Raw genomic sequence first — 19,871 nt, forward strand, 5'->3', positions numbered from 1 at the left:
AAAGAGATGCCGATTCGGATCGACGCAGCACCTTGTCACCGGGGCTTTTGTGGGCCAGCACGTCAGCGCCACCTTTTGTGGATCCACGTGGTGATGATGTCCGCCTGTTCGCTGCGTGCCCCGGGGGTGGTGAAGTAGTGGTCGGTGTTGATCGAGGCCTGCGACTTGTCGGTGCTGGCGAGCGCGTCGTAGATGCGCTTGGCGTCGGAGGGAAAGACCCCGGTGTCGGCCAGGGCGTTGATCACCAGGGCCGGGCAGGTGATGCGGGCCAGGTGCGGCTCCGCCCGGGTTTGCGCCACCCGAAGGCTCCACATGCTCAGCCAGTTGCGCAGCGTGCAGGCCGCGGCGATGCCGTTGGCGGATCGGTTCGCCTTGGCCGGCAGTCCCATGTAGCAGAGGTTGGGCTGACGTTTGGTGGGCTCAATGCTGGGATCGACCATGCGCGGGTCGGCCCAGGTTCGCATCACGCTGAATGGCCGGTCGGAAAAGCCAGCGGCGCGAACACGTTTGAGCTCGGCCTCGGCCCAATCGGTGATGGCGTGGTTGCGCGCGATCTGCGCCGACCGGTAGCGGTTGAGAAACTCTTGCGAGTACGGCGGGCCGTTGCGCTCGTTGAACAGGTCGAGGTCGGGATCGGTTGCCACTGGGTCGTTTTCGTCGACGACGGCGGCGTCCATCCAGGCGGTCAGCACGTCCGGGCGGCCGGGATGGGCGGCGGACGCAATGTAACCGTCGGCGGCGACCAACTCCGTCAATCCGGCCGCGGGCCGCATATCGTCCAGGGGAGTGACATTCGGGTCGACCGCCTGAGACTGGTATGCCGCCATTAAGGAGCCGCCGCCCGAATTGCCTAGTAGGACAACGGTTTCCACGCCCTGAACTTCACGCAGCCAGCGCACCCCGACGCCGATGTCGACCAATGCGTGGTCCAGCGCAAAGCTGCTCTCGAATCCACGGTAGCGGGTGTTCCAGCCCAGAAACCCGACGCCGCGGGTGGCCATGTAGTCGGCGAGATAGTGCTCGGAGAAGTCGATTTGGTAGTGCGTGGCGATCATCGCGACCTTGGGCTTGCGCCCCACGCCGCGGTGGTACAGCCCCTGGCAGGGATGGCCTCCCGCCCCGGCCCGCGCAGCGGTGCGCGACGGCAACCCGACGAACTCCTGGATAACCCCTGGCGAGCCGCCCTGGCGAGTCATTCACGCCTCCTCGCCGTGGATCGCGCGGTAGCGGTGGGAGACCCGAATTTCCAGAGGACGGCGCTCTGGCACTGAGGCGGTGGACACCTGACATACCTCCACTGTCGCGCCTCTTTCGCCTATGTGGATCAGATGCTAGATGAACTATGCGGATCTGAGCTTCGATTCAGAACTATTGTTGAGCAGGGCCGGTAACCCCGGATACCGATGGGAGCCGCACGATGATTAAGCCACACAACATCAACAGCGAGTTCGAACTCGGCGGGATCAACCATGTCGCCCTGGTGTGTTCGGACATGGCGCGCACGGTGGACTTTTACAGCAACATCCTCGGAATGCCGCTGATCAAATCGCTCGATCTGCCGGGCGGTCAGGGACAGCACTTCTTCTTCGACGCCGGAAACGGCGACTGTGTCGCGTTCTTCTGGTTCGCCGACGCACCCGATCGAGTGCCGGGTATCTCGTCGCCGGGCGCCATCCCGGGCATCGGTGACATCACCAGCGCGGTCAGCACCATGAACCATTTGGCGTTTCATGTCCCGGCCGAGAAGTTCGACGCCTACCGGCAGCGACTCAAGGACAAGGGTGTGCGGGTCGGCCCGGTCCTCAACCACGACGAGAGCGAAAGGCAAGTGTCCGCGACGGTGCATCCGGGGGTCTATGTGCGGTCGTTCTACTTCCACGACCCCGACGGCATCACCTTGGAATTCGCTTGCTGGGTAAAGGAATTCACCGAAAGTGACAATCGGGCCGAGCCCAAGACCGCGGCCGACCGCCGGCCTTCGGTGCAAGCCGTACGTTAAATGACCGACGGCATTTTGACCGACCAGCAGATCGCGGCGCTGACGCCCGACGAGCGTGCCGAGCTGATTTCCCGGCTGGAGAAGCCGCTGAACCACCTGATCGACCCGGAGTACCTCGGGCGGATGCGTCGTATCCGGATAACCGTGATGATCGTGGGCTCGATCGCAATGATTCCCTGGCTGGGTTATCTTTACGTGACGCTGCCCGACCGCTACATCGCCCACAATTGGACCGTCACCTGGATCGGCTTCGATCTCCTGCTGGTCGCGTTCATGCTCGCGACGGCGTGGCTGGGCTATCGGCGCCGCCAGCTGCTGATGCTGGCGGCGTTCACCTCCGGGGTGTTGTTGATCTGCGATGCGTGGTTCGACCTGATGACCGCGGGCCCCAAGGACCTCTGGCTGTCGCTGACCACGGGGTGCCTTATCGAGTTGCCGCTGGCGATCTTCATGATCACCGGTGCGCTGCGCATCGTGCGACTTACGATGATGCGTTTGCGGCGGATGGATTCGCAGACGCAACTGTGGCAGCTGCCGTTGTTCCCGTGACCGTTTCGGTGACGCGGTAAAGCGCCGGGTCGGTAAGGGACTCGAGCAGCGCGGTCAGCTGGTCGACGAGCTGGTCGGGCGAGAGCGCAATGTTGCCGGCCAGCCAAGCGCTGAGCGCCTGACCTACGCCTCCCACCGCGAAGTGAGCCGCCGCCTTGACGCTGGCGCTCGCCGGCGCGCGCAGTGCGTCGATGGCATGCCGGCCGGACAGCATGGCGAACAATGCGCCGAGTTGGGCGCGCTTGTGCGCGAGCACGGAGTTGGCCAGCCGGGTGCTGAACAGCAGGCGTCCGACCCGGGCGTCATTGGCCATGGTGCCCACGATGTTGGCCATCCCCGCCCGGGTTTGCTCCTGGGGCGGGACCGCCGCGACCGCGGCCTGCGTGGTGGCGGCCAGCTCGGCGACCACCCAATCGAAGACGGCGCCGATGAATTCGTCTTTGTCGGAGAAGCTTTCGTAGAAGTAGCGGGACGCGAGGCCGGCCCGGCGACAAACCCCCCGGACGGTCAGCTCGGAGATGTCCTGACGATCGGATCCCAGCAGGTCGAGGCCGGCCGCTAGGAGCCGGCTGCGACGTTCGGCCAGTCGCTCGCCGGCCTGAACGCCCCGGTATGGCCGCGCACTCACGGTCTCCGCCATGCCCACCATCTTGACATCTCGGTCGAATGCCGCCCAAAATCAGGAAACAGGCGTTCTCACATTCGACCACGATGCTCCCGGGGAGGTCCTTTCGGATGGCGATTCACGAGGCGATTCACCGTCCCATTCCGCATGTCGAGCGGCCGATATCCGACCCGCCCCGTCCGCAATCGACCCGACGGCGGATCGCCGGTGACCCCGGCCTGATGGGGGTCGCGCTGCTGGCCGGTGCGGCCAACGTGATCATGGAGTTGGCGCGTCCGGGCGTTGGCTATGGAGTGGCCGAGAGCCGTGTCGAGAGCGGTCGAATCGACCGACATCCGATCAAGCGGGCGCGCACCACCTTTACCTACGTCGCGGTGGCCAACGCCGGAACCGATGCCCAGAAGGAGGCCTTCCGCCGCGCGGTGAACCGTGCGCACGCGCAGGTCTACTCCACGCCCGACAGCCCGGTGTCCTACAACGCATTTGACCCGGAGTTGCAGCTGTGGGTGGCGGCCTGCATCTACAAAGGCGGCGTCGACGTGTACCGCACCTTCATTGGTGAGATCCCCGAGGAGGACGCGGATCGGCTTTACCGCGAGGGCATGTCGATCGGCACTACCTTGCAGGTGCCGCCCGAGATGTGGCCCGCCGACCGCGCCGCCTTCGACAAGTACTGGCAGGAATCGCTGGAGAAGGTGCACATCGACGACACCATCCGCGAGTACCTGTATCCGATCGCGGTGTCGCGGATTCGCGGAGTATGGCTGCCCGCCGCACTGCGCCGACGGTCGGAAAGCTTCAACCTGCTGATCACCACCGGCTTCCTGCCGCAACGCTTCCGCGACGAGATGCGACTGCCCTGGGATGCCGCCAAACAGCGGCGGTTCGACCGGTTGATGGCGGTGGTGGCCACGGTGAACGGCATGCTGCCGCGGGTACTGCGGCAGTTCCCGTTCAACCTGATGCTCTGGGATTTAGAACGCCGGATCAGGACGGGTCGCCCCCTGGTCTAGTGCGTGGGCCGCAACGGCCAAGTTGATAACGACAATCATATTCATTAAGCTCACTCGGGTTCGCCCTCCCAGCCCGAGGAGCCCCCATGACCGCGCCGATCTGGATGGCATCCCCACCAGAGGTGCACTCGGCGCTGCTCAGTAGCGGTCCGGGGCCGGCCTCGTTGCTCGCGGCGGCCGCCGGGTGGGGCTTGCTGAGCACCGAATACGCCGAGGCGGCAGACGAACTCGCCGCGCTGTTGGCCACCGTGCAGGCCGGCGCGTGGCAAGGGCCCAGCGTCGAGTCGTACGTCGCCGCGCACGCCCCCTATCTGGCATGGCTGACCGAAGCCAGCGCCAACAGCGCGGCGATGGCCGCCAACCATGAGACCACGGCCGCCGCCTACACGGCGGCGTTGGCGGCCATGCCGACCCTCGCCGAACTCGCGGCCAACCACGCCATCCACGGAGTATTGGTGGCCACCAACTTCTTTGGGCTCAACACCATTCCCATTGCGCTCAACGAGGCCGACTACGTGCGGATGTGGGTGCAGGCCGCCACCACGATGGGCAGCTACGAGGCGGCGTCCGGTGCGGCGCTGGCGGCCAGCCCGCAGACCCCCCCGGCGCCGCGAATCCTGAAATCGGACGGCCAGCCCGCCGCCAACTCGGACCCGCTGCAGGGGATCGTGCAGAACGTCGAACAGTTCCTGAAAAATCCGCTCGGGCTTCAGCAGCAGCTTGAGCAGATCCTGCAAGCCCACATCAACAGCGACAACCCCTATGGGCTGCCGCAGGGGTTGGTAAATGCCTTGGAACGGTTCGGGATTGGGAACAGCCAGCTCGCCCACGATCCGACCGTCAACAATGCCTTCGATCAGTTTCTGGCGGCCCAGCTGCAGCGCTTCGGCATCAATTGGAATCCGGCGCAGGGCACCATCAACGGCCTGGAATACGACGAGTACGCGAACCCCGGTCAGGCGTCATTCTGGGTCGCTCGAAGCCTGGAACTCATCGAGGATTTTCAAAACTTCGGGGTGCTGTTGCGGACGAATCCGGTGGAGGCCGTCCAGTGGTTCATCAGCTGGCAACTGTTCGACTTCCCCACGCACATCCTGGAAGTCGCGCAGTATGTGGTCGAGAACCCGGCCTTCGCGCTCGCGGCGGTGCCCGCGGCCGCCCCCGCTGCGGCCGGTGGCCTGGGGGCGCTGGCCGGCCTGCCCGCCGTCCCGCCGGCAGCGGCCCCGCCGGCGCTGGCACCGGTTGGTGTCGCACCCGCCTTGGTGCCTGTCGCCGCGGCCGTACCGGCCGTCGCCGCGCCGGCGACGGCTTCGGTGACCGCGCAGGCGCCGCCGCCCACACCATCCGGCCCTCCCGCGCCCGCGGGTGCGCCGGCGCCACCGCCGCCCGCGGCCGCGGCCGGGCCGATTACGTTCCCGCCGTACCTGTTGGGGCCTCCGGGCATCGGATTCGGCTCGGGGATGAAAACCAGCGCCGGCTCCGCCGCCAAGAAGAATGGGTCCGAGCCCGACGGGGCGGAGCTGGCGGCCGCCTCGGCCGCACGCCAGGCGGCGCGGGCGCGACGGCGCCGGCGCGCGCAGCACCAGGACCATAGCGACGAGTTCATGGACATGAACGTGGAGCTCGACCCGGACTGGACCGCGGCGGTCTCGGACTCCGGTGCCGGACGCCTGGGGTTCGCCGGCACGGCCGGCCGGGCGGCGGTGGGTGCGGCGGCGGGTCTGACCACACTGGTCGGCGACGAATTCGGGGGCGGACCGAGGGTCCCGATGGTGCCGGCCTCCTGGCACACAACGGATGGGTGATGGCGCCGCGTCGACGGAGCAGCCGGGCTTTCGGGGCCCCACATTCACCGGCGTACGGTCGGTTGGGTGCGCAGTGAAGGCGATACCTGGGACATCACAACGAGTGTCGGCGCGACCGCGCTGTTCGTAGCGACCGCGCGGGCGCTGGAGGCGGAGAAGCCCGACCCACTGGCCGTCGACCCGTATGCGGAGTTGTTCTGCCGCGCCGTGGGCGGTCGTGCCGCCGACGTGCTCGACGGCAAGATCCCCGACCACGAGCTCAAGACCGACGACTTCGGCCGGCACTTCGTCAACTTCCAGGGCGCACGCACCAAGTATTTCGACGAGTATTTCCGTCGCGCCGCCGACGCCGGCGTGCGGCAGGTGGTCATTCTGGCGGCGGGGCTGGACTCGCGCGCCTACCGGCTGCCCTGGCCGGACGGGACGACGGTCTTCGAGTTGGACCGCCCGCAGGTCCTCGACTTCAAGCGTGAGGTGCTGGCGAACCGGGGCGCCCGGCCGCGCGCCGAACGTCGCGAAGTTGCCGTGGATCTGCGGGAGGACTGGCCACAGGCCTTGCGGGACAACGGCTTTGACCGCTCCAAGCCGTCGGCATGGATTGCCGAAGGCCTGCTGATCTATCTGCCCGCGGCCGCCGAGGAGCAGCTGTTCCTCGGCATCGACTCGTTGGCCTGCCCGGGCAGCCACGTCGCCGTCGAGGACGGCGCGCCACTCGCGCAGGACGAATACGAAGCCAGGCTCGAAGAGGAACGCTCCACGCCGGGCCAGCGCCAGTTCTTCCAGTTGGTCTACAACGAGCAGCATGCGCCGGCCACCGAATGGTTCGGCGACCGGGGTTGGACCGCGGTCGGCACTCCGCTGGCCGAGTATCTGCGCGAAGTCGGCCGTCCGGTCCCCGGGCCGGAGTCCCAATTCGCGACGGCGGTCGCGCGTAACACCCTGGTCAGTGCCGTCAAGGAATGACCGTCCGCTATACGCGGGAACTTTTTGAGCTGAGCTCCGACTACTAGCTGAGATCGAGTGGACAGCTAAGGAGTTTCTGCGATGACGGCCCCGGTGTGGATGGCGTTGGCGCCGGAGATCCACTCCAGTCTGTTGAGCAGCGGTCCCGGTCCGGGCAGCCTGCTGGCCGCCGCGGGCTCGTGGGACTCGCTGAGCACCGTGTACGCCGAGACCGCCGAGGAGCTCTCCGCGATCTTGGCGTCGGCGCAGGGCGGAGCATGGCAGGGGCCGAGCGCCGAGGCCTACGTGACGGCCCACGCGCCTTACTTGGCGTGGCTGACGCGCGCCGCCGCCAACAGCGCGTCGGTGGCGGTTCAACATGAGACGGTCGCCACCGCGTACACGGCGGCGTTGGCCGCCATGCCGAACTTGGTGGAGCTCGCCGCCAACCACGTGATCCACGGGGTCCTGGTGGCGACCAATTTCTTTGGGATCAACACCATTCCGATCGCGCTCAATGAGGCCGACTACGTGCGGATGTGGATCCAGGCGGCCACGACCATGGCGACCTATCAGACGGTCGCCGGGACGGCGGTGGCCTCGGCGCCGCGAACCGATTCGGCACCGCAGATCATGCACGCCGACCACGCCGACCACGACCACGACCACGGTGACGATGATGATGACGGGGGCATCATCGACAACGACGGCGGCAACCCGCACGAGTTGTCCTGGTGGGTCAATCGGGTCACCCAGATCACCCAAACCATTTCCAGGGATCTCGAGGAATTCCCCGAGAATCCAGCCGCGGCGATATCACAGTTGCAGTCCGACATCCCGGCGCTTATCGCCGACGAAGCGGGCCACGCGGTCGAGGCCTACCAGGCGTTCCCGCTGCAATTCGACGCGCTCGCGCTGCTGCCGTTCGCCAACGTCGGTTTTGGCGGTGCCGCCGGGCTCGTCGGCCTGGTCGGTATCCAGCCTGGCGAGGCACCGCCGGCGGACGTCCCGACGCCGGCCGCGCCGACCCTGCCGGTGACCGCGAGCAGCGCACCGGGGATGAGCACGGCTTCGGCTCCGGGACCGACGACGCCAGCCTCGGCCCCGGCTTCGTCGGTGGCGTCCGCGCCGGCAGCCGCCGCCACCGCCGGGTCCCCGGCTCCGCCGGCCTCGGGACCCGCAGGACCCGCCTTCCCCTATGTAATAGGCCCCCCCGGCGCGGGCCTGGGCTCGCCCATGAGCACCAGCGCTGGCTCAGGCGCCAAAAAGAAGGCGCCCGAGCCCGATGCCGCCCCGGCGGCCGCGGCGGCCACGGGGGAGCAGGAGCGCGCGCGGCGCCGCCGCCGGGCAAAGCTGCGCGACCACAGCGATGAGTTCATGGACATGGATGTCCAGGTGGAGCCCGACTGGGAGGAACGGGAGTTGGTCGGGGTGGCGGCGGCCTCGGGCCTGGGTGCGGGACCCATGGGCTTCGCGGGAACCGCGCGCGGGTCTGCGGCCGTCGAGGCGGCGGGCTTGACCACATTGACCGGCGACGACTTCGGTGGCGGACCCTCGGTGCCGATGGTTCCCGGCACCTGGGAACGCTGACCCGCTCCGACTTTGCTAATGAAAATCATGTTCAGTAAGCTTGGGCTGCTTTGCGGAGTTCGCCTTGGTCACCGCGGCCGGAAGGAGTGCGGCGAATTGATGAACTGCGTTCCGCCGTTCGTCCGAACGTGCGACACTGTTGCCCGTAAGGCGATGACGACGCAGGAAGCCGGTGCGAATCCGGCGCGGTCCCGCCACTGTCATCGGGGAGCGACCCTCACACGCCACGGCCATTGGTTGGAAGGCGAGGCGAGCGACGATCCGAGAGCCAGGAGACTCGCGTCATCGCGTCCTGCTACCCCGGGGCGGTGCACCCCGAGAAAGCTGAATCCCATGAGGCTGCACGCCTTTTGCGGCTTCCCGGCCGCCGCGATCGCCCCGAACGTCCTGATCAGCGCTGTCGGGGGCGCCTCGACATTGAGCTTAGGCAATGCTAACTTCAGCGGGTTAGGTTAGGGGACACTATGTACGGGAGACTTCGCAGCAGTGGAACGCGGTGACACCAGCATGCTCGCAGCACAACCACGCGCGCCCCACCCGGACGGCAGGGTCGACGGCGACGTCGTCAGCCGGTTCGCCACCTGCTGCCGCGCTCTCGGCATAGTCGTCTACGACCGCCAGCGTCCGGCCGACCTGGCCGCCGCCCGTTCGGGTTTCGCCGCGCTTACCCGCATCGCCTATGACCAGTGCGACGCGTGGACCGGGCTGGCCGCCGCCGGCGATCTGTCCACTCCCGTGCTGGAAGCGGCGTCGCGCACGGCGGCCACCGCGGGCACGCTGCAACGTCGGGTGGAAATCGCGCCCGAGGCCCTCGGATTCCGCTACGACACCGGGCTCTATCTCCGCTTTCGCGCCACCGGCCCGGACGACTTCCACCTCGCCTACGCGGCGGCGCTGGCTACGGCAGGGGGACCTGAGGCCTTCGCCCAAGCCGACCAATTGGTGTCGGGCATCAGGGCGCGCCGCCCGAGCTGGCGCGAGGCCCGCTGGCTCGCCGTCGTCGTCAACTATCGCGCGCAGCGCTGGTCGGACGTCGTCAAGCTGCTGACCCCGATCGTCAACGACCCCGACCTCGACGAAGCCTTCACCCACGCCGCCAAGATCACGTTGGGCATCGCGCTGGCTCGCCTGGGCATGTTCGCCCCGGCGCTGTCGTATCTGGAGGAGCCCGACGGCCCGGTCGCGGTCGCCGCCGTGGACGGCGCGCTGGCCAAGGCCCTCGTCCTGCGCGCGCACGTCGACGAGGAAAGCGCCGAAGAGGTGCTGCAGGATCTCTACGCGGCCAACCCGGAAAACGAGGAGGTCGAGCACGCGCTGTTGGACACCAGCGTCGGGCTGGTCACCACCACCGCCGACCGCATCGCGGCGCGCACCGACCCGTGGGATCCCGAAACCGAGCCCAGCCCAGGCGAATTCGTCGACCCCGGGGCACAGGAGCGCAAGCGCGCGCTGCTGGCCGAGGCCGAGCGAGAGCTGGACGAGTTCATCGGCCTGGACAAGGTCAAGGACCAGGTGGCGCGGCTGAAGAGCGCGGTGGCGATGGAACTGGTGCGAAAGCAGCGCGGACTCGAGGTGGCGCAACGCACCCACCACCTGGTCTTCACCGGCCCGCCCGGGACCGGCAAGACCACCATCGCCCGCGTCATCGCCAAGATCTATTGCGGCCTAGGCCTTTTGAAGAAGGAGAACATCCGCGAGGTGCACCGCGCCGACCTGATCGGCCAGCACATCGGGGAGACCGAGGCCAAGACCAACGCGATCATCGACAGCGCGCTCGACGGCGTGCTGTTCCTCGACGAGGCCTACGCGCTGGTGGCGACCGGCGCCAAGAACGACTTCGGACTCGTCGCGATCGACACCCTGCTGGCGCGGATGGAAAACGACCGCGATCGGCTGGTCGTCATCATCGCCGGATACCGGGCCGACCTGGACCGCTTCCTGGACACCAACCAGGGTCTGCGGTCGCGATTCACCCGCAGCATCGACTTCCCGTCGTACAAGCCGGCCGAGTTGATCGAGATCGCGAACTTCATGGCCGCCAAGCGCGACAGCGTCTTCGACCCGGCCGCCCTGCGCGATTTGGAAGCGTTGTTCACGCATCTGGCCGCGACGTCCAAGCCCGACGCGAACGGGGTGGAACGGCGCGGCCTGGACATCGCCGGCAACGGCCGGTTCGTCCGCAACGTCGTCGAAAAGTCCGAAGAGGAACGCGAATTCAGATTGGATCACTCCGAACACGCCGAAACCGGCGAATTCACCGACGAGGAACTGATGACGATCAATGCCAGTGACGTCGGCAACTCGGTCGAGCCGCTGCTGCAAGGTCTTGGTCTGGTGGAGCAGGCATGACGAGCCCGGAGCAGGATCAACGGCGTTCGTTCGCGTCACGCACCCCGGTCAACGACAACCCCGACAAGGTCGTGTACCGCCGCGGCTTCGTCACCCGGCACCAGGTGACCGGGTGGCGGTTCGTGATGCGCCGCATCGCCTCCGGCATCGCCCTGCACGACACCCGAATGCTGGTCGACCCGTTGCGGACTCAGTCGCGCGCGGTGTTGATGGGCGTGCTCCTTGCGGTCACCGGCTTGGCGGGCTGCTTCGTGTTCTCGCTCATCCGGCCCAGTGGGTCGGCCGGCAACAACTCGATCCTGGCCGATCGGTCGACCGCCGCGCTGTATGTGCGAGTCGGGGACGAACTGCATCCGGTGCTCAACCTCACGTCGGCCCGGCTGATCGTCGGCCAGCCAGCCAACCCCACCACCGTGAAAAGCAGTGAGCTGGACCGCTTTCCGCGTGGCAATCTGATCGGCATCCCGGGCGCACCGGAACGGATGGTGCAAAACACCTCACGCGACGCGAACTGGACGGCCTGCGACGGCGTCAGCGGTATCCCTCAAAATGGTGGCCGCGGGGCGCACAGCACCGGTGTCACCGTCATCGCCGGACCGCTCGACACCGGCGGGGCGCGGGCGACTGCCCTCGACCCCGAGCGCGCGATCCTGGTCGATAGCGGGGCCGGCACGTGGTTGCTCTGGGACGGCAAGCGGAGCCAGATCGACCTGGCCGATCACGCCGTGACCAGCGCCCTCGGCCTGGGCTCCGAGGTGCCCGCGGCGCGGCCCATCGCGCCGGGCCTGTTCAACGCGATACCCGAGGCTCAGTCGTTGACGGCACCGGTGATCCCGAACGCCGGTGCCCCCGCGGGCTTTTCGGTTCCCGCCCCGATCGGCGCGGTGGTGGTGTCGTACGGCTTACCGGAAGCCAACGCGCCGCGGGACAAGGCGTCGGGCGACACCGTGCGGTACTACGCCGTGTTACCGGACGGCCTGCAACCCATCTCGCCGGTGCTGGCCGCGATCCTGCGCAACACGAATTCCTATGGCCTGCAACAACCGCCGCGGCTGGGCGCCGACGAGGTCGCGAAACTGCCGGTGTCGCGGCTGCTGGACAACGCGCGTTACCCGGGCCAGCAGGTCCGCCTCGTCGATGCGGCCCGCGATCCGGTCACCTGCGCGTACTGGCGCAAGCCGGCCGGAGCCGCCAGCAGCACCCTGAGCCTGCTGTCCGGCTCGGCGCTGCCGGTGCCCCAGGGGGTGCGCACCCTGGACCTGGTCGGCTCGGCCAATGGCGCGACCCGCGTCGCGTTGGCGCCGGGGACTGGCTACTTCGCCCAGAGCGTGGGCGGCGGTCCGTCCGCACCGGCCGCCGGGTCGCTGTTCTGGGTGTCCGACACCGGGGTGCGCTACGGCATCGACACCGAGGCCGACGCGCACGGGAAAACCCTTGAGGCCCTTGGCTTGAAGGCGCCCGCGGTTGCCGTGCCGTGGTCGATGCTCACGTTGTTCGCCACCGGCCCGACGCTGTCGCGCGCCGACGCGCTGCTGGCACACGACGGTTTGCCGCCCGACACCCGGCCGGCCCGTCCCGTTTCGGCCGAGGGAGGAGCCCGATGAGCCGGCTGATCTTCGAAGCCCGTCGGCGGGTTCCGCCACCGAGCACCCGCAAGGGCACCATCACCATCGAGGCGCCGCCGGAGCTGCCCCGCGTGATCCCGCCGTCGCTGCTGCGGCGCGCGATGCCCTACCTGATCGTCATTCTGATCGTCGGCATGATCGTCGCGTTGGTTGCCACCGGGATGCGGGTGATCTCCCCGCAGACGTTGTTCTTCCCGTTCGTGTTGTTGCTGGCGGCGACCGCCCTGTACCGCGGCAACGACAACAAGATGCGCACCGAAGAGGTCGATGCCGAACGGGCCGACTACCTGCGCTACCTGTCGGTGGTCCGCGACAACATCCGGACCCAGGCCGCCGAACAGCGGGCCGCCGCGCAGTGGTCCCACCCGGACCCGGCGACGCTGGTGTCGGTACCCGGATCGCGGCGCCAGTGGGAACGTGACCCGCACGACGCGGACTTCCTGGTGTTGCGCGCCGGCCGCCACCATGTGCCGTTGGCCACCGCGTTGCGGGTCAACGACACCGCCGACGAGATCGATCTGGAACCGGTGTCGCACAGCGCGTTACGCAGCCTGCTCGACACCCAGCGCACCGTTCGCGACGTGCCGACCGGAATCGATGTGACCAAGGTGTCCCGCATCACCGTCCTGGGTGAGCCGGCCGAGGTACGCGCGGCGTTGCGCGCCTGGATCGCGCAGGCAGTGACCTGGCACGACCCGACCGTGCTCGGGGTGGCGCTGGCGGCTCGCGATCTGGAGGACCGGGACTGGTCGTGGCTGAAGTGGTTGCCGCACACCGACATTCCCGGCCAGGTCGACGGCGTCGGTCCGGCCCGCTACCTGACCAGCGACCCCGACGAGCTCGTCGAAATGTTGGGGCCGGCGCTGCAAGACCGTCCGGCGTTCACCGGGGAAACGGCGGATGCGTTGCGGCACTTGCTGATCGTCGTCGACGATCCCGATTACGAGCTCGACGCCTCCACCCTCGCGATGGGCCGGGCCGGCGTAACGGTCGTGCACTGCTCCACCACCGAGCCGCACCGCGAACAGTATTCGGACCCGGAGAAGCCGATCCTGCGGATCGCGCGCGGGGCGATCCAACGCTGGCAGACGGGCGGCTGGCTGCCCTACATCGACGCCGCCGATGGGCTCGGCGCCGACGAGGCCGCGCACCTGGCCCGCCGGCTGTCGCGGTGGGACTCCAACCCGACCCACGCCGGCCTGCGTTCGGAGGCCACCCGCGGTGCCACGTTCCCCGCGTTGCTGGGCATCAGCGACGCATCCCAACTGGACGTGCCGGCGCTGTGGGCCCCGCGTCGCCGCGACGACGAACTGCGCGTGCCGATCGGTGTCACCGCGACCGGTGAGCCGCTGATGTTCGACCTCAAGGACGAGGCCGAGGGCGGGATGGGTCCGCACGGCCTGATGATCGGCATGACCGGTTCGGGCAAGTCGCAAACCCTGATGTCGATCCTGTTGTCGCTGTTGACGACTCACTCGGCGGACCGCCTGATCGTGATCTACGCCGACTTCAAGGGGGAGGCCGGCGCCGACAGCTTCCGCAACTTCCCACAGGTCGTCGCGGTGATCTCGAACATGGCCGAGAAGAAGTCGCTGGCCGACCGGTTCGCCGACACCCTGCGCGGCGAGGTGGCCCGCCGCGAGGTGCTGCTGCGGGAGGCCGGCCGCAAGATTCAGGGCAGCGCGTTCAACTCGGTGACCGAGTACGAGAGCGCGATCGAGGCCGGACATGACCTGCCGCCCATCCCGACCCTGTTCGTGGTGGCCGACGAGTTCACCCTGATGCTTGCCGATCACCCGGAGTACGCCGAGCTGTTCGACTACGTGGCACGCAAGGGCCGCTCGTTCCGCATCCACATCCTGTTCGCGTCCCAGACCCTGGATGTCGGCAAGATCAAAGACATCGACAAGAACACTTCCTACCGGATCGGGTTGAAGGTGGCCAGCCCCAGCGTGTCCCGCCAGATCATCGGCGTGGAGGACGCCTACCACATCGAATCGGGCAAGGAACACAAGGGCGTGGGCTTCTTGGTGCCCGCCCCGGGCGCGACGCCGATCAAGTTCCGCAGCACCTATGTCGACGGCATCTACGAGCCGCCGCAGGTAGCCAAAACCCTGGTCGTGCAATCCATTCCGGAGCCGAAGCTGTTCACCGCCGCGGCGGTAGAGGCGGAGCAGGGCACCGTGATATCCGACGGCGCGGACGACGAATCCGCCGGTCCGCCGCGCAAGCTGATCGCAACCATCGGCGAACAGCTGGCTCGCTACGGACCACAAGCGCCGCAGCTGTGGCTGCCGCCGCTCGACGAACCGATCCCGCTGACCACGGTGCTGGCCCGCGCGGCGATACCACAACGGCATTGGCGCTGGCCGCTCGGCGAGATCGACAAGCCATTCGAGATGCGCCGCGACCCGCTGGTGTTCGACGCGTCGTCCTCGTCGGGAAACATGGTGATCCACGGCGGCGCCAAGTCGGGCAAATCGACCGCGCTGCAGACATTTATCCTGTCGGCGGCCAGCCTGCACTCGCCGCGCGACGTCACGTTCTACTGCCTGGACTACGGCGGTGGACAGCTGCGCGCGCTTCAAGATCTGGCGCACGTCGGCAGCGTCGCGTCCGCGCTGGAACCCGAACGCATTCGTCGCACCTTCGGCGAGTTGGAGCAACTGCTGTTGTCGCGCCGGCAGCGCGAGACCTTCCGGGACCGGTTCGCCGACCACGCGGGCAACGGCCACGCGACGGCCCCCGATGACGGCTTCGGCGAGGTGTTCCTGGTCATCGACAACCTCTACGCCTTCGGCCGCGACAACACCGATCAGTTCAACACTCGTAACCCCTTGCTGGCCAAGGTGACCGAACTGGTCAACGTCGGCCTCGCGTACGGCATCCACGTGATCATCACGACCCCGAGCTGGCTAGAGGTGCCGCTGGCGATGCGCGACGGCCTGGGGCTCCGGCTCGAGCTGCGACTGCACGACGCGCGGGACAGCAACGTGCGCGTGGTCGGCGCCCTGCGCCGCCCGGCCGAGGCCGTCCCGCACGACCAGCCGGGCCGCGGATTGACCATGGCCGCCGAGCATTTCCTGTTCGCGGCTCCGCAGTTGGACCAGATCGCCGCGATCAACGCACGCCACCCCGGGGTGAGCGCGCCGCCGGTGCGGTTGCTGCCCACCAACCTCCCGCCGGCCGCGGTGGGGGCACTCTATCGGGGTCCCGAGCGAGTGGTCATCGGCCAGCGCGAAGAGGACCTGGCGCCGGTCGTCCACGACTTCGCCGAGCACCCGTTGTTGATGGTGTTCGGCGACAGCAAGTCGGGCAAGACCACGCTGCTGCGTCACATCATCCGCACCATTCGGGAAAACTCGTCGCCCGACCAGGTGGCATTCACCGTGCTCGATCGCCGGCTGCACCTCGTCGACGAGCCGCTGTTCCCCGACAACGAATACACCCCCAACATCGACCGCATCATGCCGGCGATGCTCGGGCTGGCCAACATCATCGAGGCGCGGCGCCCACCGGCGGGCTTGTTGCCGGCCGCGCTGTCCCGGTGGACCTTTGAGGGCCACATCCACTACCTGATCATCGACGACGTCGACCAGATACCGGATTCCCCGGCCACCAGCGGGCCGTACATCGGGCAGCGCCCGTGGGCGCCGATCCTCGGATTGCTGTCGCAGGCAAGCGATCTGGGGCTGCGGGTGATCGTGACGGCCCGTGCCAGCGGGTCCGGGCATTCGCTGATGACCAGCACGTTGCTGCGCCGGTTCAGCGACTTGCAAGCCACCGCGCTGATGTTGTCGGGCAACGCGGCCGACAGCGGCAAGATCCGCGGTCAACGATTCGGTCGGCTGCCCGCCGGCCGGGCGATTCTGTTGGACGACAGCGACAGTCCGACGTATGTCCAGTTGGTCAACCCGCTCGCCGATGCGGCGGCGATGGCTTCAGAACGCAATGAAACGCAACAGGAGGGGTAGTTGTCATGACGCTGCGAGTGGTTCCCGAGGGCCTGGCCGCCACCAGTGCGGCGGTGGAGGCGCTGACGGCACGGCTGGCCGCCGCGCACGCGGCCGCGGCCCCGCTCATTACGGCGGTGATCCCGCCGGCGGCGGATCCGGTTTCGCTGCAGACGGCCGCCGGGTTCAGCGCCCAGGGCCAGGAGCACGCCGCCGTGGCCGCCCAGGGCGTTGAGGAGCTGGGCCGTGCGGGCGTTGGCGTGGGCGAGTCTGGTGCCAGCTATCTGGCCGGCGACGCCGCGGCCGCCGCGACCTATGGGATCGCAGCCGGCTAACGATGAGTGCCCCCCTGTGGATGGCTTCGCCGCCGGAAGTGCATTCGGCGTCGCTGAGCGCCGGTCCGGGACCGGGGCCGCTGTATGCGGCCGCCGGGGCCTGGAGCTCGCTCAGTGCCGAATACGCCGCGGCCGCAGCCGAACTCAGTGGGCTCTTGGGAGCGGTGCAGGCCGGGGCGTGGCAAGGCCCGAGCGCGGAGCGGTATGTGGCCGCGCACGCGCCGTACGTGGCGTGGCTGCAGCAGGGCAGCGCCAACAGCGCCGGAGTGGCGGCCCAGCACGAGGCCGCCGCGGCGGCGTACACGGCCGCCCTGGCGGCAATGCCGACCTTGGTGGAGCTGACGGCCAACCACGTCATCCACGGTGTGTTGGTGGCGACGAATTTCTTTGGCATAAACACCATTCCGATCGCCCTCAACGAGGCCGACTATGTGCGGATGTGGGTGCAGGCCGCGACGACGATGGGTCTTTATCAATCGGTAGCGGGTGCGGCGCTGGCGTCGGCGCCGCGCACCACCGCGGCCCCGGTCGTGCTGACACCGGGCGCCGGCGAGGCCGCCGCGACGGCCAATGCCGCCCAAACCGGCGCGGCGGCGCCGGCCGCCAATTCGGGCTCCTCACTGGACAGCTCGAACGCCATCGTCCAGGCGCTGGAGGCCTACGTGAAGTCGCTGCCCGACGGGGACGCGATCTGGAACTTTCTGACCAACCCGGGCGCCGAGATCCAGCAGATGATCACCGACTTCGCGACCAACCCGGCGCAAGCCCTGGTCACCTGGGGGCCCTTGCTGTTCAACCTTGCGTATCAGGCGTTTTGGGAGCCGGTCGGGTGGGGCACCTGGGGGGTCATCCTGAGCTCGCCGCTGTGGGCGCCGGCGTTGGTTGCCTCCGCGACCGCGATGTTGGGCCTGCTCGGACTCGTGCAACTGGACGTTCCCGACTTCGATTTCACGCCGGCGGCGGTCGCGCCCGGTGTCGAGCAGCACGGCTGGCCCGCCGCCACTTTCACCTCGCCCACGCCGACTCCCACGACCGCGCCAGCATCCCCGGCGCCGACGGCAAGCGCTCCCGTCGGGACGGCGCTGGCCGCTCCGGCGCCACCGGGCTTCCTGTATGCGGTGGCCGGCATTGATGATTGGGGTCCGAGCTTCGGCCCGACGCTCGGTGGGCGCAGTGGCGCCAAGGCGCCCGCGGCGAGCATCCCGGCATCCGGCTCGGCGATCGCAACCAGTGCGCGGGCCCGCGCGCAGCGGCGCCGGCGGGCCGCGCTACACGATCACGCCGACGAATTCGCGGACATGGACTCCGACATGAACGGGCAGGGCGTCGTTCCCGATTTCGGCGCCCAGGCCTCCGATCAGGGGGCCGGTCCCCTGGGCTTCGCCGGAACGGCGCACAACGAATCGGTGGCGCAGGCCGCGGGGTTGACCATGCTGGCCGGCGACGAGTTCGGCGGTGGGCCGCTAATGCCGATGGTGCCACACACTTGGGAGTCGGGGAGAGGGGGTGCGGACGGTTAACAAGAGAGTTCGCAACATGCACGTGAGTGATCGAAATTCGAAGGGAGAGAACATATTATGAGTCTTCTAGACGCTCACATCCCGCAACTGGTGGCCGCGCAGTCGGCGTTTTCCGCCAAGGCGGCGTTGATGCGCAGCACGATCAGCCAGGCCGAGCAGGAAGCAATGTCGGCGCAGGGATTTCACGTCGGCGAGTCGTCCGCGGCCTTCCAGGCCGCGCATGCCCGCTTCGTCGAGGTAGCGGCACGGGTCAACGCGCTGCTGGATATCGCCCAGGCCAACCTCGGCGACGCCGCCGGCACGTACGCGGCCGCCGACGCCGCCGCCGCGTCCACCTACACCGGCTTCTGACCCGAGCACTTCCGCGAAAGGACTTGTGATGTCGCAGATTATGTACAACTACCCGGCGATGCTCGGGCACGCCGGGGACATGTCGGGCTACGCCGGCACGCTGCAGGGGCTGGGCGCTGATATCGCCAGCGAACAGGCCGCGCTGTCCAATGCCTGGCAAGGTGACACCGGCATGACCTATCAGGTCTGGCAGGGCCAGTGGAACGAGGCCATGGAACAGCTGGTGCGCGCGTATCAGTCGATGGCCAGCACTCACGAGGCCAACACGCTGGCGATGTACGCCCGCGACACGGCCGAAGCCGCCAAATGGGGCGGCTAGTTAGTGCCTAGACGACCGTAGATGGACACGCAACCAAACGCCGTCGAGCTGACGGTCGATCACGCGTGGTTCATCGCCGAAACCACTGGGGCAGGCAGCTTCCCGTGGGTATTGGCGATCACCCCGCCCTACTGCGATGCGGCGCAGCGGGACGCGTTCTTCGCGCAACAGCGGGCCGACCTGACCCGGATGGGCGTGTTGTCCGATGGTGGGGTGATCAACCCGGCCGTTGCGGGCTGGATCAAAACGGTGTGCTTCCCGGACCGGTGGCTGGACCTACGCTACTTGGGCCCCAATTCGGCCACCGGCTCCGGCGAGCTGCTGCGCGGCATCGTTGCCCAGCGTGATGGCAAAACGGTCGTCGCGCTGCGCAGCGCGCAGCTGATCACGTTCACCGCAATCGATGTCGACGATGCCCGGGCACTCGTCCCCGTCCTCTGTGTCGGGCTTGCCCAGCGGCCGCCGGCGAAGTTTGACGAGTTCAGCATGCCGACGCGGGTCGGTGCCAGAGCCGACGAGCGGCTCCGCGGCGGCACGCCGCTCCCCGAAGTCCTTGATTACCTGGGGATCCCGGCATCTGCGCGACCGGTGGTGGAGTCGGTGTTCAACGGTCCGCGCAGCTACGTCGAGATCGTCGCCGGCTGCCACCGCGACGGGCAGCACGCCACCACCGAGGTGGGGATGAGCATCGTCGACACCACCGCGGGGCGGGTACTGGTCAGCCCGTCGTGCGCGTTCGACGGCGAGTGGGTCTCGACGTTCAGTCCCGGCACGCCCTTCGCCATCGCCGTCGCGGTCGAGCAGCTAACCGCCAATTTGCCCGACGGCCAATGGTTCTCGGACCATCGGCTGGTTCGAGACTTTTCTGCCCAAACGATGTAACAGAACCAATAGAG

Annotated in this window: 16 protein-coding genes and 1 riboswitch; of the genes, 14 read left to right on the forward strand and 2 right to left on the reverse strand. The window is 68.1% G+C overall.

Annotated elements, in window-relative coordinates; all coding sequences use genetic code 11:
- Positions 1 to 62 precede the first annotated feature (62 nt).
- Positions 63 to 1,196 carry an alpha/beta fold hydrolase domain-containing protein gene (locus tag G6N66_RS00415; RefSeq protein ID WP_085231755.1) on the reverse strand — a complete coding sequence of 378 codons (1,134 nt, stop codon included), beginning with the start codon at positions 1,194 to 1,196 and terminating at the stop codon, positions 63 to 65.
- A 221-nt stretch (positions 1,197 to 1,417) separates the two neighbouring features.
- Here G6N66_RS00415 and G6N66_RS00420 point away from each other — a divergent pair, with 221 nt between their 5' ends.
- Entirely contained in the window at positions 1,418 to 1,999 is a 582-nt protein-coding gene (locus G6N66_RS00420) for a VOC family protein (RefSeq protein ID WP_085231754.1), read from the forward strand.
- Positions 2,000 to 2,548: a hypothetical protein gene (locus G6N66_RS00425; protein WP_085231753.1), complete on the forward strand. Its 549-nt coding sequence runs from the start codon at positions 2,000 to 2,002 to the stop codon at positions 2,546 to 2,548.
- Here G6N66_RS00425 and G6N66_RS00430 read toward each other — a convergent pair.
- The gene (locus tag G6N66_RS00430) at positions 2,481 to 3,197 is read right to left on the reverse strand and encodes a TetR/AcrR family transcriptional regulator (protein ID WP_085231752.1); all 717 of its coding nucleotides are present in this window, start codon (positions 3,195 to 3,197) and stop codon (positions 2,481 to 2,483) included. The two genes, G6N66_RS00425 and G6N66_RS00430, sit on opposite strands and share 68 nt — an antisense overlap.
- Positions 3,198 to 3,283: 86 nt before the next feature.
- On the opposite strand from G6N66_RS00430, the gene G6N66_RS00435 reads away from it, so the two are divergent.
- The 12 genes from G6N66_RS00435 (at position 3,284) to G6N66_RS00490 (ending at position 19,857) form a co-directional block, all read left to right on the forward strand.
- Positions 3,284 to 4,186, forward strand: coding sequence for an oxygenase MpaB family protein (locus tag G6N66_RS00435; RefSeq protein ID WP_085231751.1), 903 nt, complete (start codon positions 3,284 to 3,286; stop codon positions 4,184 to 4,186).
- A gap of 86 nt (positions 4,187 to 4,272) precedes the next feature.
- Positions 4,273 to 5,991: a PPE family protein gene (locus tag G6N66_RS00440; protein ID WP_085231750.1), complete on the forward strand. Its 1,719-nt coding sequence runs from the start codon at positions 4,273 to 4,275 to the stop codon at positions 5,989 to 5,991.
- A gap of 66 nt (positions 5,992 to 6,057) precedes the next feature.
- Positions 6,058 to 6,954: a class I SAM-dependent methyltransferase gene (locus G6N66_RS00445; protein ID WP_085231749.1), complete on the forward strand. Its 897-nt coding sequence runs from the start codon at positions 6,058 to 6,060 to the stop codon at positions 6,952 to 6,954.
- 81 nt (positions 6,955 to 7,035) lie between these two features.
- On the forward strand, positions 7,036 to 8,523 hold the full coding sequence (locus G6N66_RS00450; RefSeq protein WP_085231748.1) for a PPE family protein: 1,488 nt from the start codon (positions 7,036 to 7,038) through the stop codon (positions 8,521 to 8,523).
- A 119-nt stretch (positions 8,524 to 8,642) separates the two neighbouring features.
- Positions 8,643 to 8,822: riboswitch (cobalamin riboswitch) on the forward strand.
- Between the two features lie 187 nt (positions 8,823 to 9,009).
- The gene (gene eccA, locus G6N66_RS00455) at positions 9,010 to 10,872 is read left to right on the forward strand and encodes a type VII secretion AAA-ATPase EccA (protein ID WP_085231747.1); all 1,863 of its coding nucleotides are present in this window, start codon (positions 9,010 to 9,012) and stop codon (positions 10,870 to 10,872) included.
- The gene (gene eccB, locus G6N66_RS00460) at positions 10,869 to 12,476 is read left to right on the forward strand and encodes a type VII secretion protein EccB (RefSeq protein ID WP_085231746.1); all 1,608 of its coding nucleotides are present in this window, start codon (positions 10,869 to 10,871) and stop codon (positions 12,474 to 12,476) included. Before eccA ends, eccB begins: the two co-directional genes overlap by 4 nt.
- On the forward strand, positions 12,473 to 16,471 hold the full coding sequence (eccCa, locus tag G6N66_RS00465) for a type VII secretion protein EccCa (protein WP_085231745.1): 3,999 nt from the start codon (positions 12,473 to 12,475) through the stop codon (positions 16,469 to 16,471). Before eccB ends, eccCa begins: the two co-directional genes overlap by 4 nt.
- Positions 16,472 to 16,476: 5 nt before the next feature.
- Positions 16,477 to 16,785, forward strand: a complete 309-nt coding sequence (locus G6N66_RS00470; RefSeq protein ID WP_085231744.1) for a PE family protein — start codon at positions 16,477 to 16,479, stop codon at positions 16,783 to 16,785.
- A 2-nt stretch (positions 16,786 to 16,787) separates the two neighbouring features.
- Complete coding sequence (locus G6N66_RS00475; protein ID WP_085231743.1) at positions 16,788 to 18,305, forward strand: PPE family protein; 1,518 nt, start codon at positions 16,788 to 16,790, stop codon at positions 18,303 to 18,305.
- Positions 18,306 to 18,362: 57 nt separating this feature from the next.
- A complete protein-coding gene (locus tag G6N66_RS00480; protein ID WP_085231742.1) occupies positions 18,363 to 18,656 on the forward strand; it encodes a WXG100 family type VII secretion target in 294 nt (97 codons plus the stop codon).
- 28 nt (positions 18,657 to 18,684) lie between these two features.
- Entirely contained in the window at positions 18,685 to 18,975 is a 291-nt protein-coding gene (locus tag G6N66_RS00485) for a WXG100 family type VII secretion target (RefSeq protein ID WP_085231741.1), read from the forward strand.
- Positions 18,976 to 18,996: 21 nt separating this feature from the next.
- Positions 18,997 to 19,857, forward strand: coding sequence for an ESX secretion-associated protein EspG (locus G6N66_RS00490; protein ID WP_085231740.1), 861 nt, complete (start codon positions 18,997 to 18,999; stop codon positions 19,855 to 19,857).
- The last annotated feature ends 14 nt before the right edge of the window (positions 19,858 to 19,871 follow it).

This window comes from Mycobacterium conspicuum, from assembly GCF_010730195.1.
Classification (GTDB): Bacteria; Actinomycetota; Actinomycetes; order Mycobacteriales; family Mycobacteriaceae; genus Mycobacterium; species Mycobacterium conspicuum.

Coding starts and splice junctions, on each gene's coding strand:
- G6N66_RS00440 (WP_085231750.1), top strand. CDS start 4,273: ATGACCGCGCCGATCTGGATGGCATCCCCACCAGAGGTGCACTCGGCG.
- G6N66_RS00490 (WP_085231740.1), top strand. CDS start 18,997: ATGGACACGCAACCAAACGCCGTCGAGCTGACGGTCGATCACGCGTGG.
- G6N66_RS00415 (WP_085231755.1), bottom strand. CDS start 1,196: ATGACTCGCCAGGGCGGCTCGCCAGGGGTTATCCAGGAGTTCGTCGGG.
- G6N66_RS00430 (WP_085231752.1), bottom strand. CDS start 3,197: ATGGTGGGCATGGCGGAGACCGTGAGTGCGCGGCCATACCGGGGCGTT.
- G6N66_RS00480 (WP_085231742.1), top strand. CDS start 18,363: ATGAGTCTTCTAGACGCTCACATCCCGCAACTGGTGGCCGCGCAGTCG.
- G6N66_RS00425 (WP_085231753.1), top strand. CDS start 2,000: ATGACCGACGGCATTTTGACCGACCAGCAGATCGCGGCGCTGACGCCC.
- G6N66_RS00475 (WP_085231743.1), top strand. CDS start 16,788: ATGAGTGCCCCCCTGTGGATGGCTTCGCCGCCGGAAGTGCATTCGGCG.
- eccB (WP_085231746.1), top strand. CDS start 10,869: ATGACGAGCCCGGAGCAGGATCAACGGCGTTCGTTCGCGTCACGCACC.
- G6N66_RS00420 (WP_085231754.1), top strand. CDS start 1,418: ATGATTAAGCCACACAACATCAACAGCGAGTTCGAACTCGGCGGGATC.
- G6N66_RS00470 (WP_085231744.1), top strand. CDS start 16,477: ATGACGCTGCGAGTGGTTCCCGAGGGCCTGGCCGCCACCAGTGCGGCG.
- G6N66_RS00435 (WP_085231751.1), top strand. CDS start 3,284: ATGGCGATTCACGAGGCGATTCACCGTCCCATTCCGCATGTCGAGCGG.
- G6N66_RS00450 (WP_085231748.1), top strand. CDS start 7,036: ATGACGGCCCCGGTGTGGATGGCGTTGGCGCCGGAGATCCACTCCAGT.
- eccCa (WP_085231745.1), top strand. CDS start 12,473: ATGAGCCGGCTGATCTTCGAAGCCCGTCGGCGGGTTCCGCCACCGAGC.
- G6N66_RS00485 (WP_085231741.1), top strand. CDS start 18,685: ATGTCGCAGATTATGTACAACTACCCGGCGATGCTCGGGCACGCCGGG.